Raw genomic sequence first — 17,051 nt, 5'->3', positions numbered from 1 at the left:
ATAAGAACGAGTGCTCGCATGGAAATTGAACTCACATTCAGAGTACACTATAGATTATAGATGAAGACAGGGAGAGGCTGAACTATGATCACAGTTGAACACTTAGCCAAGGCAGTTGGGGAAGACAAAAATCCGGTCCTGCAGGATATAGGATTTCAATTAGAGCCGGGTGAACTCGTAGCCATACTTGGAGCGAGTGGGAGCGGTAAGACCACTTTATTACGCTGTTTAGCGCTGCGAGAGAAGTGGGACAGAGGGAATTTTAGAGTGGACGGTACGGATATTATGGCGAGTGCCTTTTCCGGAAAAAGAAAAATTCGACGGGAGTGGGCTTACCTGGAGCAGAATGCAGAGCTCAATCCTAACCGCACAGCGCTGAAAAACGTGCTGATCGGCCAGTCCGCACAGACGCCAATGTGGCGTATGGTTACAGGGATGGTTCGTTCAGATGATTATATGGGTGCGATGGATGAATTAGATGCCCTTGGACTTCTAGACAAAGCGAAGATGAAGACTAGCCAGCTAAGCGGTGGAGAACGTCAGCGTGTAGCGATTGCTAGAGCATTAACTCATGGTGCCAAAGTAATTCTAGCGGATGAACCGGTTACGGGTCTGGACCCCAAATCGGCAGAAAGTGTATTGGAAACTTTGCGCAGACTGTGTAAAGAGACGGGTCTTACCGTAGTGACGGTGCTGCCTATTGAACTGGCTGAACGTTTCGCTTCACGCATATGGGTACTAGAAGATGGACGAATTAAGCATGATATAAAGGGACGTAGATTAACGTCTCAGGAACGCGCAAATTTGTAAAGTTCGGACACGGATAAGGAAAAGAGTGATGAGGTTGAGTATAAAAAGTCTTAGGTGCCTGGCAGCTGCAACACTGTCGTTATCCGTACTTTCGGGTTGTACTTTCATCAGTGATCCCGTTTCGAAGATGAAAGCTCCGCAGCTGTCTGCTGACAAAGCAACACTTATGGCTGCTATAAATTCACATATTCCAGCGGGTACGGAGTTGATCCGCCCGGTTAATGATGAGAGCTCAATTTTCACAGAGGATCTCAATAACGATGGAATTATGGAGTCGTTGGTGTTCTATAGAACGCCAAGCGAAGCTGTAGAGATTCACGGGATGATCTTAGAGAAGCAAGGAGATGCCTGGGTCAAAAAGCTTGTTTTTGATGGGGATGGAACTATGCTGGAGTCCGTCGATCTGAAAGATATGACAGGTGACGGGAAGCTGAATATCATTACAGGTTATTCACGCGGGGAAGAAAAAGGCCTCGTCGTGTATAGCTATTCCAGCGGATCATTGGAAGAAGTGCTTTCACTTCCTTACACCAAATATATGCTTGATGATCTTAACAAGGATGGAATTGAAGACATCACCGTTGTTTATTTTAAAAGAAATGAATTTGCAACCATTTCGATCTATCAGTACAATGATGGCTTTAAGGTGCTCGATAAGATCGAGGATATCGATCCGTATTTTTCTAATTATTACAATATTGTCGCAGGAAAGATTGCTAAGGATAAAGAAGGAATCGTATTAGACGCTTCGGTGGATTTCCAATCCGCCTACAGCTTAATGGTTCTTATGGAGCATAACAAGCTGCGTGTGGTTTTGCCAGGTGATACGAGGACTTACAAAGATCGTCTGATTGCAAGCGAAGATATCGATCATGATGGCATTATTGAAGTTGGATTGCTTGAAGCGCCAAAAGGATGGGAGTATTTCGACCCCGCAGATATTCCTTATTTCACCTCCTATTATAAATGGGATGGAAAAGATGGTCTAACCTTTGCAGTCCAGCTATATCGTGATCCATCGGATCGCTTTACTATTAATTTTGATCCAGAGCTGCATGGAAAGGTAAGTATTGATACGAAATCTGTTCTGGATAAAAACCTTAAGTTCATCATGACTGATACCGGAGAGACTTTTGCTGAGGTTTCCTTCTTTTCTCCTTCGGAATGGGATAAGGCTAAGAATGAAGGCTGGGAGCTGCTTGGACGGGATTTAGATAAAGTCATCGGCTACCGTGGTGAGCTAGAACAAAGTACAACTAAAGAAGGAAGCAATAAGATTGCCTCCCCTATTGAAAGGAAGGGAATAGATGAGTAAAGTTCTGATATTGGAAGATGAAGAGTCCATTCGCAGTTTCATAGTCATTAATTTGAAGCGTAATGGTTTCGAAGTGCTGGAGGCTGCTGACGGGAATGAAGCATTGCATAAATTAACCACTATACCTGATATTGATATTGCGTTATTGGATGTTATGGTTCCCGGCATTGATGGATTTGAAGTTTGTAGACGGATTAGGGAGACTAATGAACGCTTGGGAATTATTTTTCTTACCGCCAAGGTTCAGGAGCAGGATAAAGTTTACGCTTTGTCCGTAGGTGCAGATGATCATGTTAGTAAGCCATTTAGCCCAACGGAGCTAATTGCGCGTATTCAATCTTTGCTGCGCCGTGTAAATGTGCATCGTGAACAGTCGGCCAAGGTTTCTTTTCATTCGGGGCCTTTCAGCTTGGATCTTATTACCAAACAATTCAAACGTGATAATGTAGCCATTGAACTGACGCCCACGGAGTTCTCTCTGATTCAATTCTTTCTTGAAAAAGAAAACACTCCACTTAGCCGCGATCTTCTGTTGGATCATGTGTGGGGCAAGGAGTATATGGGTGATCCCAAAATTGTAGATGTAAATATCCGGCGCTTACGCCAGAAGATTGAGAACAATCCTTCGGAGCCGGAATTTTTGCAGACTGTATGGGGGCACGGATATAGATGGAAAGGCCAAGGACAATGATTAAGAAGGGGATGCGCAGACAGATTGTTCTGCACTACATTCTTGTAGTTTTTTTGGCGCTTCTCCTCGTAGAAGTTATCTTCCTGCTGGCCATCAGAACATATTATTATGACAGTGTATACAGCAAGATTAAAAATCACATTTCTGTTTCAGAGTCGTTTTTTCAAAAGAACATGATACCCAGCGATAATAGCATCTATCTGCTACAAGAAGTACTGGAGAGGTTCTCATTGAGCAAGACGGAGCTGGAAATCTTATCGCTAAATGGGGATATCATCACTAGTTCCACTGGCTTTCAGCCGGATCGGACCATTACGACCAGTGATGTACCAGAAGCCGTTGGCGGCAGCGTTGGGCGCTGGGTAGGGCGTCAGGCAGGCACGAATGAGAGCGTGATGGCGGTTTCCAAAATGCTGCAGATTCATGGACAGGATAAGTATGTCCTAAGGTATATTACTTCACTAGAAGAAATCAATAATGATTTGCTTAATCTAACTTTATTGTCCACTGCTATTGCTGCAGCTGTTATGGCTGTAGTTGTTGGGTTTAGCTTCGGACTGGCCAACTCGATTGTGAAGCCGCTGAATAATATTACGGCAGTTTCAGCTCAGATGGCGAAGGGGAGATTCAACGTACGGATTAAGGGAGACTATAAATTTGAGATTGGTGATTTGGCTTCAACGCTGAATTATATGGCTCAGGAAATTGTACGCAGTAATCAGATTAAGGATGATTTTATCTCGTCCATTTCTCACGAGCTGCGGACACCTCTTACAAGTATCAAGGGCTGGAGTGAAACCTTGGTATCCGGCGGGTATGATCCGGAGGAGACAAAACTTGGAGTCAGCATCATTTCCAAAGAAAGTGAACGCCTGATTGGGCTGGTGGAAGAAATTCTCGACTTTTCTAAGCTGCAGCAGAACCAGATGAAGCTGTCGATTGGGGTTGTAGATGTAAAGGTACTGCTGCAAGAGACGATACTGAATGTTTGGGCTAAAGCGGAAAAGAAACGAATACATCTGTTGCTGGAATGTGAAGATGCGATCTTTGTTAAAGGGGATGCCAATCGGCTAAAACAGGTATTCTTAAACTTGGTAGACAATGCAGTGAAGTTCTCACATGAAGATTCCAGTATTGAACTGTCAGCAAAGAGACTGTCTGCTACAGAAACAGCGATTATGGTACGAGACAGCGGGATAGGGATTAGTGAAGCACATATATCCAGAGTGAAGGACCGTTTCTTTCAAGTGGATGCACTTAATGGAGGAACAGGCTTGGGGTTAGCGATTTCACAGCAACTTGTAGAACTTCATAATGGGACACTTGATATGGTAAGTGAGCTTGGAAAAGGAACGGAAGTTACCGTCATCTTGCCTCTTACAGAACCACAGCCGGAAGTTATCACAGAAGAGGTAACTCAAGTGACAGCTACCTTTCCTGAATTAGATGATTGGGAGGCCTAACGTGAGATGGGGGTAACGAAGAATTCGATCCGTATAGTTCGTGGAGAGCCAGATCGGGTTAGCGACATCTTGAGGCTACTGCAAGAAGCGGCGGGGTGGATGGAGCTTAATGGAATTAAGCAATGGACACCCGGACAATTTACCGAGACCGATATAGCAGGATATTTTGCTGACAGACATGTTTATTTAGCCCTTGACGATGGGGCTGTAGTTGGCATGTTCACGTTGCAATTCAGTGATCCACAGTACTGGGGCAGTAAAAATGATGAGTCCTACGCTTATTTGCACCGATTGGCTGTGAAAGACTCCCACCGCGGCCGAGGACTTGGACAGCAAATGCTTAAATATGCAGTAGTTCTAGCCAAAGATCTAGGCTGTAAGAGCCTTAGGTTTGACACTGTGGCACATAACATTAAGCTCAATCGTTATTATCAGAGCATGGGTTTTCACTACATGGGCACTAACGATATGGGAAATGGTCGTTTAGTGAACTTATATGAACATTTTGAGGAAGGTGCTGAGTCAGACCGTCTGATTCTCAGATTTATATCAGAATCTGATTTTGAACACTTAAAGCGCTGGAGTGTTTCTCCAGAGTATCTGAAGCAGTGGGCAGGACCTTCGCTAACTTATCCTTTAGAGGATGAGCAGCTTGTTAAATACTTAAAGGATGCTAATCATCCAGGCTTATCCGATCGTCTTATCTTCTGTGCAATTCAAGAAGCTACGCAGCAGGTAGTGGGCCATATTAGCTTTTCAGCCATTGACCGGGTTAATCGTTCTGCACGTATCGGCAGGGTAGTAGTAGATCCTGAGTTTCAAGGTAAAGGCATTGGTAAACGGATGATGCAAGAGATGCTTCGAATCGGATTTGAAGGTCTGGACCTGCATCGTCTGTCTCTGGGTGCTTTCGATTTCAATACGGCTGCCCTGAAAGCTTATGAAGCTGTTGGCTTTAAGCGGGAGGGTGTTCAACGTGAGTCTGCTTTATTCGGTGAGCAATATGTAGATTGTGTGGAAATGAGCATATTAGACAGAGAATGGACGGCTAGCCGTAATTCATAAAATCACTAATTCTTTACAACCGAAGGGGCTGTTGCTCTGGTCATGATCGACCAGGACAACAGCCCCTTTTTATATAAAGTATTTTTCTATATAATGGTTGTTATGAAGGAAGAACTTCACGCAAACGTCCTGTCTTCTCATACACATCCTGAAACAGACGGGAAGGTTGGTTTCGGACCGCCGGCTTGGCAGCCACAGTCTCATGTGGTCCAACGACAACGATATTATTTATGCTTCCCTTGATGACTGCTCCATCCTTAATGATTGCCCCTTCACCAATAATGGCATTCTCAATCAGCACTCCACGGCCAATGCGAACTCCAGGCATAATAACACTTTGTTTGATCTGGCTCATCTTACCGATTTCTACCCCATTAAAGACTACAGAACGTTGTAGACTACCTTCTTGGGAGCAGGATTCATTCACGAGAGAGTCCGTTGCTGGGTTCTGTACACGTGGTTTATGAACTGCAAGCTTAGTCCGGCGAACCCGACTATACATAGGCCAATGAGTCTTGTCTAACTTCATGCCATTGTCTTTTTGCAGAAGGTCCATATGTGCTTCCCAGAGACTGCCGACTGTACCTACATCTCTCCAGTAACCCTTGAAACGGTAAGCGAATAAATCATCGTTCTGATCCAGCATGGTAGGAATTACGTCTTTACCAAAGTCATGACTGGAATTAGGATTAGCTGCATCCCGCAACAAGTGCTCCTTCAGATAAGCCCACTCGAACAGGTAGATACCCATTGAAGCAAGATTACTTTTTGGTACTTTAGGTTTTTCCGCGAATTCGGAAATTTTCAGATCATCGTTTACGTTCATTACTCCAAAACGACTAGCCTCATCCCAAGGAACCTCCATTACGGAGATGGTTGCTTTTGCTCCTTTTTCAATATGATAATTCAGCATCTTACGGTAATTCATATGGTAAATATGGTCACCGGATAGAATGAGCACATGTTCTGGGTTGCGGCTATCAATAAAGTCAATGTTTTTATAAATCGCATCAGCAGTCCCTGTATAACTGTCTCTGCCTTCAACACCTGAAGGAAGCAGTGTGACACCTTTATCCTTTTGACTAACTAAGCCCCAAGGCTCACCTTCACCGATATGATTATGCAAAGAGTCAGCTTCGTATTGTGTCAGAACACCTACTGTATCAATGTTCGAATTTACACAGTTACTTAGCGGGAAATCAATAATTTTATACTGTCCACCGAAAGGGACTGCAGGCTTAGCCATACTGGAAGTCAAGGGAGCCAATCTGCGGCCTTCCCCTCCTGCCAATAACATGGCGATACAATCTTTTTTGTTGTTCATTTGTTATCCCTCCCATTATTTTGTCAATGCTTGTAATATAAACTTACGACAAGCGCTTGAAACGACATAGGTGAAATATATTGCTTTGTAAACAGAAAAATTACAATTAATATTTCTTTATCAGAAAATCTTTTCTTTTAACATCAAAACATTTTCAAAATGGTAATATTCGGGTAAGGTAATAGGTACAAGCACATTGAAAAAGGTGGTGTAGAATTGGCTGAAAAAGCAAAAATCGAGACCCTTCCGTCAGCTGCTGATATCTATCTGTTCCATGAGGGCACCAATTATCGCAGCTATTCTATGCTGGGTGCACACACTGCCGCTGAAGAAGGCGTTACCGGTGTGCGCTTTACCGTGTGGGCTCCTCATGCGACATATGTAGGACTAGCTGGTGATCATAATGATTGGGACGGAACACAGGGCGTGGACTCGTTATATAAGATACCCGATTCAGGATTTTGGAGTCGTTTTTTTCCGGGAATACAGCCGGGAACTTTTTACAAATACAGGATTCTTGCCTCAGATGGATCAAGTTTCCTTAAAGCGGATCCTTTTGCTTTTAAAGCTGAGGTTCGACCGGCAACGGCTTCGGTAGTAGCAGAACTGGATGGCTACCGCTGGGGAGATGCAGCATGGCGTCGGAAAAGCAAAGCTCCATATCAACAACCAATGAACATTTATGAAATGCACTTCGGTACCTGGCGTCAAAAAGAGGATGGAGAGTTCTACACCTACCGGGAAATGAGCGAGCTGTTGATTCCTTATTTGGTGGAGATGAATTATACACACGTGGAATTTATGCCGCTGGCAGAACATCCATATGATCTATCCTGGGGTTATCAAGGGACGGGGTATTTTGCGGCAACCAGCCGTTATGGCGAACCCCATGAGTTGATGTATTTGATCGATCAGCTGCATCAGGCAGGTATCGGTGTGATTTTAGATTGGGTTCCCGCTCACTTTGCCAAAGACGCACACGGATTACGTATGTTTGATGGAGCGCCACTTTATGAATATGCCGATCCAATGTTAGCTGAAAAACCAGGCTGGGGGACACTTTCGTTTGATTTCAGTAAGCCGGAGATTTCTTCATTTCTTATTTCTAATGCGCTGTTTTGGTTCGAGTATTATCATATCGACGGAATGCGTGTAGATGCGGTTACGAGTATGCTTCGACTAGATTTCGAAAAGCGGGATCATCAATATCGGCGGAATGTTAATGGTGGATTGGAGAATCTGGAGGCCATCAAATTTATCCAGAATCTGAACAAGGCTATCTTTCATTATTTCCCAAAAGCATTGATGATGGCGGAGGAGTCCAGTGCTTGGCCAGGGGTTACTGCACCAGTGCATGAAGGGGGCCTTGGCTTCAATTACAAATGGAATATGGGTTGGATGAATGATACGCTAGGCTACATAGAACATGATTTTGGTGGGCGCCCTTATCATCATAATTTACTTACGTTCCCAATATGTTATGCTTATGCCGAAAATTACGCATTGCCGCTATCGCATGATGAGGTTGTTCACGGCAAGAAGTCTTTGTTAGACAAAATGCCGGGTACTTATGAACAAAAGTTCGCAGGCCTCAGGCAGCTGCTGGGATATCAGATCTCTCATCCCGGTAAAAAGCTTCTGTTTATGGGTGGGGAATTCGGTCAGTTTATCGAGTGGAAGGATCAGGAGCAGCTGGACTGGCTGCTGTTGGATTATGAGAGCCATCGTCGTATGCTTGCCTACACGGCTGCACTTAATAAACTGTATCGCTCCGAAAAAGCGTTGTGGGAGCTGGATCATTCTCAAGAGGGTTATCAGTGGATTGATGCGGATGACAATGATCAAAGTGTGATTTCGTATATACGCCGAGGGAAGAAACCAGGAGATACGCTGCTTATAGTCATCAATTTTCAACCGGTAGAACGGCACAATTATCGTATAGGCGTGCCACGGGCCGGGACTTATGAAGAGCTCTTTAGCTCAGAAAATGTAGAGTATGGTGGCTCCGGATTGCACAATGTCCCTCAAAAGAGCGTTAAGCTGGAATGGCACAATCAGGTGAACAGCATAGAGCTGACTCTTCCGCCCCTTAGCTTTCTGGTGTTTAAAAAAACGTCACGAATGGGTAAGAATAAAGAGGCAAAAGAGTTATAGATCTAAGTACGAATAGAGAATCCGTACAGTTTAAGGGGGAAATAATCATGAAGGTTTTATTTGCCGCAGCTGAAGCCCATCCTTTTGTCAAAACGGGTGGTTTGGCCGATGTCATTGGAGCATTACCTAAAGCGCTGAAGGCTGCCGGGGTAGATGTACGAGTGATTTTGCCTAAATATCGTGGGATTCCTGACAAGTTCACCGCTCAAATGGAGCATTTAACGGAAGTGTATGTTCCAATTGGCTGGCGAAAACAATACTGTGGAATTGAACGCATTATCTATGAGGGTATCCCCGTTTATTTTATCGACAACGAGTATTATTTTGGCCGTGATGGAATTTATGGTTATATGGACGATGGTGAACGGTTTGCGTTCTATAATCGTGCAGTGCTGGAGTGTCTGCCAGCCATTGATTTCCAGCCTGATGTACTGCATTGCCATGATTGGCACGCGGCCGTAATTCCAATGCTGCTACAGGGGCATTATCGCCACAATCCATTTTACAGTGAAATGCGGAGTGTATTTACAATACATAACCTGTTGTATCAGGGAGTGTTTCCTTATGAGGTACTTGGAGAGCTGTTAGGTCTGGATAGCAGCTATTTTGGTAGTGTGGAGTACTATGGTAATGTGAATTTCTTAAAAGGCGGGATTGTATTCAGTGATCGGGTCACGACCGTCAGTCCGACTTATTCAGAAGAAATTCGCACACCTTATTATGGTTACGGTTTGGATGGTTTGTTGAACGCACGGTCAGATGTTTTAAGTGGGATTGTGAATGGCATTGATACTAAAAGTTATAATCCAGCGACAGATTCGAGCCTTGTTACCCGTTATCGTTCTAATTTGACCAAGAAGACGGAGAACAAAGTAGCCTTGCAGGAAGAGCTGGGATTACCTGTGGATGCTAATATCCCAATGGTAGCCATGGTCACGCGTCTCGTGGACTCCAAAGGTTTAGATCTGCTTACCCGAGTGCTGGATGAGTTGCTATATCACGATGATATTCAATTTGTGCTGCTTGGAACAGGTGATGAATCCTACGAGCGTTGGTTCAAGGAAGCGGCATGGCGGTATCCGACCAAGCTGTCTTCACAGATCTTATTTAATGATGCACTCTCACGAAAAATATATGCTGCCAGCGATATCTTCCTTATGCCGTCTAAGTTTGAGCCCTGTGGCATCAGTCAGCTGCTCGCTTTACGGTATGGTAGCATACCCGTTGTCCGTGAGACAGGTGGCCTAAATGATACTGTGCACGCTTATAATGAAGAAACCGGTGAAGGCAATGGCTTTACGTTCAGCAATTATAATGCACACGATATGATGTTTACGCTGCGCCGGGCGCTTTCTTTTTACAAGCAGCCTGAACATTGGAAAAAGATCACAAAAAATGCTTTCGCGGGAGATTATAGCTGGAATGTATCCGCTCAGCAGTACATGGATATCTACGATGATATAACCAGATAAAGTTTAACGAATTCTGTAATGGGTTAATAAGGGATTGCACCTGGGAGTATGGTAAATACTCTGGGAGCAGTCCTTTTTTTATGAAATTAGGAATAAACAGTCGAATGATTTAGCCAGTATAGGGGATAGTAAAAATGTATAAATTTAGCTTCAACGTGAATAAAAGTGATTTTTTAGCTGCGTATTATAGAATTCCCCTCATAGAAATCCATTAAAAGGAAGTTATTGTCACAATTATGCCTTTGCATATTCATGCGTTCTGATTTATAATAAGTCAGTCATTGGGTCAACTTAGATTTTTTCATATGAATAGGGGAGATATAGAAATGAACAAATGGGGTAAACTTAGTTTAGGAATGGTATTAGCGGTAGGTCTGCTTTCAGGCTGCGGTCAAAATAAAAATGATAATGATACCGCTGCTAGTGGTAATGCAAATTCCGGTGCAGTTACTAAAAAGCTGATTATGGGAACAAGTGCAGATTTTCCTCCGTACGAATTCCATAAAGTAGTGGACGGAAAAGATACCATCGTAGGTTTTGATATCGACATCGCTAAGGAAATTGCTGCCGACATGGGCGCTGAGCTTGAAGTTAAGGATCTGCCTTTTGATTCACTGCTTAACGAATTGTCCAGTGGACGCGTAGATATGGTGATTTCCGGTCTTAGCCCGACTGAAGAACGCAAAAAAGCGGTTGAACTTTCAGATATTTATTACAAAGCAGAACAAGCTATTGTAGTACGCGAAGCAGATAAAGATAAATACGCTACTATGGACGCGGTGAAGGGTACCAAAATTGGTGTACAGACAGGCTCTATTCAAGAAGAAATCGCCAAAGAGATTGAAGGCGCAAAGATCACTTCTCTTGGTAAAATCTCCGAGATCGTTCTGCAATTGCAATCTAACCGTATCGATACAGCAATTATTGAAGGACCTGTAGCCAAATCTTTTGTTAAGAATTTAGCGGGTCTTGTAATTACCGATGCTAAGCCTGAAGTAGAAGATGATGGATACGCAATTGGGATTAAAAAAGGCAATACAGAGCTTCTGGATAAAGTAAATGCTACACTTAAACGTCTAGAATCAGAAGGTAAGATTGATGAATATGTAGCGGCTGCCAGCGAGCTTGCTGAAAGCACGAAGTAAGGAATGGAATGTATATTGCTCTTTAGGTCTGCTGAAGTAAAATGTATGTGTATTACAGAAAATAGCGGAACTTTGCTATTTTCTATTTTTTTGGAGATAGGAGGATAAGATATTGGATATTACTTTATTTAGAATGGCTTATGATTATCGTGATCTTTTCTTGACTGGACTACAATATACCTTGCTACTTGCTGTTCTTGGTGTATTATTTGGCTTCATTCTTGGGATTATCGTCTCTCTACTACGGATGTCAAAATGGAGAGTGTTACGTTTCTTAGCCACAGCTTGGGTTGAATTTTTGCGGGGCACTCCAATGCTTGTGCAATTGTTTCTCATCCATTACGGGCTGGCGACATTTGGGATTGAGTTTACTCCGATTCAGTCCGGGGCGATTACACTCTCCATTAACAGTTCTGCTTATCTGGCAGAAATTTTTCGTGCCGGGATTCAGGGTGTCGATCGTGGACAAACGGAGGCCGCACGTTCACTTGGAATGAAACAAGGGATGACCATGCGTCATATTGTACTTCCTCAGGCACTTAAAAGTGTTCTTCCGGCAATCGGTAATGAGTTCATTACCATTATCAAGGAATCATCGATTATTTCATTTATCGGAGTAACGGATTTGATGTTTCAAGCTCGTACAGTTACAACGATTTCGTATGATGGCATGACACCACTCGTGATTGCTGCATTTATGTATTTTGTTCTAACATTTACGCTTTCCAAGATCCTAGGTAGACTCGAAAGGAGGCTGAATACCGATGATCGCCGTTAAGAACCTGCAGAAGCATTACGGAAAGCTGGAGATTCTCAAAGGAATCGATTTGGAGATTAAAAAGGGTGAGGTTGTCGTTGTAATCGGGCCCAGTGGTTCGGGAAAAAGTACCTTTCTGCGCTGCTTGAATTTATTGGAGCAGCCTACAGGTGGCGAGATCACTTTTGAAGGGGAATCGATCACCTCAAAGAAGCATGATATCAATGCAACGCGTGAGAAGATGGGGATGGTTTTTCAGCAGTTCAACCTTTTTCCGCACAAAACCGTTCTGCAAAACATTACGCTCGCACCGATTAAAGTAAGAAAACAGCAGCAGGCTGTGGCCGATAAATTCGCAATGGAGCTCCTCAAGACTGTAGGCCTTGAAGATAAAAAGGATGTTTATCCAGCTCAATTGTCCGGTGGACAAAAGCAGCGGATCGCGATTGCTCGTGCATTAGCCATGCAGCCGCATGTGATGCTTTTTGATGAGCCTACCTCAGCGCTTGATCCGGAAATGGTAGGAGAGGTACTTGAGGTTATGAAAAAGCTTGCCGAAGACGGAATGACAATGGTTATTGTTACACATGAGATGGGCTTTGCCCGTGAAGTGGGTGACCGCATACTGTTTATGGATGGCGGGTTCATCGTTGAACAGGGTACTCCTGAACAAGTATTTGGTAATCCTACACATGCTCGGACTAAGGATTTTTTAAGTAAAGTATTATAAAGAATTCGTCAAAACGGCCCTGGACAAGTATCCGGTGGCCGTTTTGTTATAGGGTCCTGAGGGTAATGTGGGAATATATCGCTGGGGGCTGAGTTCATTTATTTATGTAAACCATGTATAATAGATGGTCAGTCAATCAACAGGAAAAGGAGTACATACATAATGAGAGATGATCTACGCCGGATAGGCATTATTGATATTGGTTCGAACTCCATTCGTCTTGTAATTTATGATACAACGCGCGAAGGAGGCTATAAGATCATCAAGGAGTGTAAGTACTCCGCTCGCCTTAGTGAGAAGATTACGAAGGAGAATAGACTGGAACAAAAGGACATGGAAACGATTGTTCCGGTCTTGCGGCAGTTTAAGGAAATCTGCAATGCTTTTGCAGTGGAAACCATTCGTGCGGGTGCAACGGCAGCCATTCGTAATGCGGCTAACTCAAGTGAAATAATAAGCTTTTTGTCACAATCCTCTTCCATTCCGATTGAGGTGATCAGTGGCCACCAGGAGGCATATTATGGCTTCTTGGGTGTTATTAATGCCTTTAATGTAGAGGATGGTTATGTCATTGATATTGGTGGCGGGAGTACTGAAATCACTCTTTTTTGTGAGCGGCGTTATCAACACAGCATTTCTTTCCCGTTCGGGGCAGTAAATACCAACCTAATGTTCGGTCAAGGTGGGAATTGGAGCGATGAGCAGATTCACAAGCTGCAGACCTTTGTCCTGGGCAGACTGGTTGAGCATGATTGGCTAAATGCCAAAGCTGGACTTCCTTTATTCGGTTTAGGAGGGACGGTTCGTTCCTTAGGGAAGCTGGATCAGAAGTCACGAGCATACTCATTGCCTAACTCCCATGGCTATACGATGACCAGTGAGACGATCGAGCACTTTATGAACACCCTACCTTCAATGCCTTACGAAAAACGTAAGGATTTAGATGGATTATCTAAGAGTCGGGCGGATATCATTGTATCCGGGTTGATTATTTTCCATACGGTGTATCAGTATATTGGGGCGAGTGAGGCGGTAATCAGCGGGGAAGGGCTCAGAGAAGGCTTGCTGCATGATCTGCTGGAGCCGGAGCAGCCAGTGCGTGATAGTGCATTGGAATATAGCTTAAACACGATCATTCGCTTTGATATTCATACTTCTAAACGGTATTTAGATCATATCAACAAGCTAGCACTCAGCCTGTTTGACGCATTTAAAGATGAATCGAATAGAGCAGAGCACGAGATGTTAATTTACGTGTCCATCATGCTGCATCGTACGGGAACGAATATTAACTATTACCAATCTAAAAGACATACTTTGTATTGGTTGATGAATTCACCGATTCGTGGACTTACCCACCGTCAGCTTATTCTTTGCGCTATGATTGCCTCATACAGCACAAAAAGCCGGAAGCAGAAATTGTCCCAACAACATAAGGACATTTTGCTGCCATCCGACGAAGAGTGGATTCATAAGCTCGGATCGCTTGTCCAGCTTAGCATTGCGCTGGACAGCACGGAGATTGGAATTGTAAGCGGCCTGAAGGCCAATCTGCACGGCAATACGCTTCATCTGGACTTAGAGGGCGCATCGTCACTGCTAATTGGCCTAGAGGACATTGAGAACGCGATAAAAGCATTTAAGAATGCTTGGGCGGTGAAGGTAAAACTCGGCTTCCCTTCCAACGTGTAACATCCATCGCAGCAAACTGGCTCCGGAAAGGGGCCTTTTTGTCGTCTGGTTGTTCGTAATATCCATTAGCCTGCAAGAAGCTGGCTTTAACATTATCTTTTAGAGACAACTCTAGAATTTTGACGATCTGTTTACGGATGCCGCTGTCTCTGACAGGACACATCAGCTCAATCCGGCGGGTTAGGTTTCTAGTCATCCAGTCGGCACTGGATAAATACACCTCAGGTTTGCCGCCATTTTCGAAATAATAGATCCGGGAGTGCTCCAGAAAACGGTCTACAATACTGCGTACGGTAATGTTTTCGCTTAAGCCCTCTATTCCCGGACGTAGGCAGCAAACCCCTCGCACGATTAAGTCAATGGAGACACCGGCTTGGGCTGCGCTATATAAATCGTCTATTACTTGCTGATTAGAGAGCGAGTTCATCTTGGCGATTATGCGAGCGGGTCTGTCTGCCCGTGCATGTTCAGCTTCACGCATCATTAGCTTTTGCAGGGATAAGCTCATATTCGTCGGCGCAACAATGAAGGAATGCCAGTCAAAATTAGCCGAATATCCAGTCATTTGATTAAACAGCTCAGAAGCGTCCAGTCCGATATCGCTTTGGGCGGTGAATAGACTGAGATCTGTGTAGGCCTTGGCTGTACTGTCATTATAGTTTCCTGTGCCTACATGCACGTAACGGCGCAGTTCAGGGCCTTCCTGGCGGACAATCAAGGTCACTTTGGCATGCGTTTTGAGTCCGATCAGACCATAAACGACATGACAGCCTGATTTTTCAAGCTGGCGTGCCCAAGCGATGTTCCGTTCCTCATCAAATCGAGCTTTTAACTCTACAACCACTGTAACTTGCTTACCAGACTCCGCAGCATTGGCTAGTGCAGTAATAAGTGGAGAATTTCCACTGACACGGTATAAGGTCATTTTAATCGCCATCACTTGCTCATCCTCTGAAGCTTGAATGATAAAGTCTGTCATTGCATCAAAAGACTCGTAAGGGTGGTAGACTAATACATCCCGTTCACGCAGCACCTCGAAGAAATCCTCATTTTCTTGAAATTCAGCAGGATAAACCGGCTCAATAGGTGGATAGTTCATGTAACCAAAACCTTTTAAGCTTCCGGCAAAATTACGAAGAAAGCCTAGATCAAGCGGACCTTCAATTTCAAATACGAAGTCCTCCAGCTCAAATTCCGCTTGCAGCTGCTCAAGAGCATAGGGATGGATACCTTTTTGTACTTCCAAACGGGCTGGCACCCCGCGACGACGCTTGCGCAGCTCTTTTTCGATCTCTTCCAGCAGATCCTCTGCACCTTCCTCATCGATCGTAAGATCTGAGTTACGAGTCAAACGAAACTCACTAACCGCAACAGGTTCGTAACCGCTGAATAAGGTTTGAATGTGATGGCGAATCACATCTTCAATAAATACAAATTGTCTTTTCTTACTATTAGAGCGGTGGGGAAGAGGGATACATCTTGGCAGATTCGAAGGAATTTGCAGGATAGCAAAATAAGGCTCCTCTTCAAGACCATTCTTACGAGTAAGAACAACAGCTAGGTAGATAAACTGGCTGTGCACGAGTGGAAACGGCCGGCTCTGATCAACAGCCATTGGCGTAAGTACAGGATAGATGATATCCCGGTAATACTGTTCTATGGACTGCTCTTGGGCATGGGTAAGATCCTCATAATCCACGAATACGATGCCTTCTTTATGCAAACTCCGCGAAATATCACGGAACGTCCGGTATTGATCGGCAATGATTTTGGTTACGCGTTTGATGAGGCGTTTATACAGCCCGGAAGGGGTGTAGCCTGTGAAATCTTTTTTAGTATAGCCCGCCCGGATCTGATCCTGAATTCCCGCCACACGAACGCTTATGAATTCATCCAGATTGCTCGAGACGATCGCCAGAAATCTGGCACGTTCCATTAAAGGGTTATCAGGGTCCTGCGCCTCCTTGAGTACGCGGCGGTTAAATTCGATCCAGCTCAAATCCCTATTGAGGTAAGCAGTGGCTGGACTGCTCTGATTGTTTTTAATCTCTTCTGTATTCATGGGACCTCCAAATATGCTTCGATGTCTATATCTCAAATCTATTTATCATATTCTATCATTTTACTATTGGATGAGGCACGAAATGTTAAATCTATGTAAAATCTCAAAGAATATTATTTAATTATCTTATATAATAGGATGTGATTGTCGCTTTTTAGTTAACATAATCAAAATTACGTTAACTTCTTAATGGACAAAAGACAATAATTAAACATGTTATTTCAGAATGGTAACAATTACATACGCATAGGTTACAAAATTGTGATATATTAAGTCCTGTCAGTTTTACAAATGACAACAATACATCAGGACATCACACAAGATGTACATAAGTACAGGAAATGTACACGAGCGTATACGGAAGTCATACC

The 17,051-nt window shown here is 43.9% G+C and carries 13 protein-coding genes; 11 read left to right on the top strand and 2 right to left on the bottom strand.

All coding sequences use genetic code 11. The annotated features are described in order from the left end of the window. Window positions 1–84 precede the first annotated feature (84 nt). Genes MHB37_RS17900 through MHB37_RS17880 form a run of 5 tightly spaced genes read left to right on the top strand, consistent with a single transcriptional unit; the run spans window position 85 to window position 5,344 of the window. Window positions 85–810, top strand: coding sequence for a phosphonate ABC transporter ATP-binding protein (locus MHB37_RS17900; RefSeq protein ID WP_036687647.1), 726 nt, complete (start codon window positions 85–87; stop codon window positions 808–810). Between the two features lie 34 nt (window positions 811–844). Next, a complete protein-coding gene (locus MHB37_RS17895; protein ID WP_254847685.1) occupies window positions 845–2,125 on the top strand; it encodes a hypothetical protein in 1,281 nt (426 codons plus the stop codon). Next, window positions 2,118–2,816 carry a response regulator transcription factor gene (locus tag MHB37_RS17890; RefSeq protein WP_036687642.1) on the top strand — a complete coding sequence of 233 codons (699 nt, stop codon included), beginning with the start codon at window positions 2,118–2,120 and terminating at the stop codon, window positions 2,814–2,816. The genes MHB37_RS17895 and MHB37_RS17890 overlap by 8 nt, the downstream gene beginning before the upstream one ends. After that, a complete protein-coding gene (locus MHB37_RS17885) occupies window positions 2,813–4,279 on the top strand; it encodes a HAMP domain-containing sensor histidine kinase (RefSeq protein WP_175618929.1) in 1,467 nt (488 codons plus the stop codon). Before MHB37_RS17890 ends, MHB37_RS17885 begins: the two co-directional genes overlap by 4 nt. Window positions 4,280–4,285: 6 nt before the next feature. Continuing rightward, window positions 4,286–5,344 (top strand): GNAT family N-acetyltransferase, encoded by a 1,059-nt coding sequence (locus tag MHB37_RS17880; RefSeq protein ID WP_081387185.1) that lies wholly within the window; start codon window positions 4,286–4,288, stop codon window positions 5,342–5,344. Between the two features lie 100 nt (window positions 5,345–5,444). On the opposite strand, the gene MHB37_RS17875 is transcribed toward MHB37_RS17880, so the two are convergent. Then, on the bottom strand, window positions 5,445–6,668 hold the full coding sequence (locus tag MHB37_RS17875) for a glucose-1-phosphate adenylyltransferase (protein ID WP_076130041.1): 1,224 nt from the start codon (window positions 6,666–6,668) through the stop codon (window positions 5,445–5,447). Window positions 6,669–6,884: 216 nt separating this feature from the next. On the opposite strand from MHB37_RS17875, the gene glgB reads away from it, so the two are divergent. From glgB to MHB37_RS17845, 6 genes are all read left to right on the top strand, one after another. Continuing rightward, on the top strand, window positions 6,885–8,822 hold the full coding sequence (gene glgB / locus MHB37_RS17870; RefSeq protein ID WP_076218219.1) for a 1,4-alpha-glucan branching protein GlgB: 1,938 nt from the start codon (window positions 6,885–6,887) through the stop codon (window positions 8,820–8,822). A 47-nt stretch (window positions 8,823–8,869) separates the two neighbouring features. Further along, a complete protein-coding gene (glgA, locus tag MHB37_RS17865) occupies window positions 8,870–10,294 on the top strand; it encodes a glycogen synthase GlgA (RefSeq protein ID WP_036687636.1) in 1,425 nt (474 codons plus the stop codon). A gap of 326 nt (window positions 10,295–10,620) precedes the next feature. Beyond that, window positions 10,621–11,439 carry a transporter substrate-binding domain-containing protein gene (locus MHB37_RS17860; RefSeq protein WP_036687634.1) on the top strand — a complete coding sequence of 273 codons (819 nt, stop codon included), beginning with the start codon at window positions 10,621–10,623 and terminating at the stop codon, window positions 11,437–11,439. Between the two features lie 112 nt (window positions 11,440–11,551). Next, entirely contained in the window at window positions 11,552–12,217 is a 666-nt protein-coding gene (locus MHB37_RS17855; protein ID WP_232061382.1) for an amino acid ABC transporter permease, read from the top strand. Continuing rightward, on the top strand, window positions 12,204–12,926 hold the full coding sequence (locus MHB37_RS17850; protein ID WP_076130044.1) for an amino acid ABC transporter ATP-binding protein: 723 nt from the start codon (window positions 12,204–12,206) through the stop codon (window positions 12,924–12,926). The genes MHB37_RS17855 and MHB37_RS17850 overlap by 14 nt, the downstream gene beginning before the upstream one ends. A 162-nt stretch (window positions 12,927–13,088) precedes the next feature. Further along, window positions 13,089–14,618, top strand: a complete 1,530-nt coding sequence (locus MHB37_RS17845; RefSeq protein WP_076190200.1) for a Ppx/GppA phosphatase family protein — start codon at window positions 13,089–13,091, stop codon at window positions 14,616–14,618. Here the strand turns inward: MHB37_RS17845 and ppk1 are convergent. After that, on the bottom strand, window positions 14,566–16,680 hold the full coding sequence (gene ppk1, locus MHB37_RS17840) for a polyphosphate kinase 1 (RefSeq protein ID WP_076190201.1): 2,115 nt from the start codon (window positions 16,678–16,680) through the stop codon (window positions 14,566–14,568). The two genes, MHB37_RS17845 and ppk1, sit on opposite strands and share 53 nt — an antisense overlap. Window positions 16,681–17,051: the final 371 nt, after the last annotated feature.

The organism is Paenibacillus sp. FSL H3-0286 (assembly GCF_045040705.1).
Lineage (GTDB): Bacteria > Bacillota > Bacilli > Paenibacillales > Paenibacillaceae > Paenibacillus_AQ > Paenibacillus_AQ odorifer.
The sequence above is the reverse complement of the archived record's forward strand: the minus strand, read 5'-3'. Positions and strand labels throughout refer to the sequence as shown.